The sequence below is a fragment of the Bacillus cereus group sp. N24 genome (assembly GCF_016483345.1).
Classification (GTDB): Bacteria; Bacillota; Bacilli; order Bacillales; family Bacillaceae_G; genus Bacillus_A; species Bacillus_A toyonensis.
Map to the genome: position 1 here is coordinate 1 of NZ_JAEHCA010000171.1, position 232 is coordinate 232.

Sequence of the window (232 nt, forward strand, 5' to 3'; positions counted from 1 at the left end):
ATTTCCACTAGAATCACTAACTAGAAACTTCAATTCTAAATTACCTGCTTTAGATGTATCAACTTCGCCCATATCATTTACTTTTTCAGTAATATCGCCCTCTTCATTATCAATAGCTTTAACGCCAGAAAGTGGATTGACTTTATCCCCTACATTAATCGGTGTTCTAGTAGGTACAGTTAATTTCGGGTCCGTATCGGGAGTTTCTTCATTTTCTTTTACAATTACAGAT

The 232-nt window shown here is 34.9% G+C and carries 1 protein-coding gene; it reads right to left on the reverse strand.

Annotated features, from left to right (window positions below):
• Nucleotides 1-232, reverse strand: a 232-nt coding sequence (locus tag JDS95_RS30905) for an immunoglobulin-like domain-containing protein (protein ID WP_199691078.1), incomplete at both ends; no start/stop codon positions are given.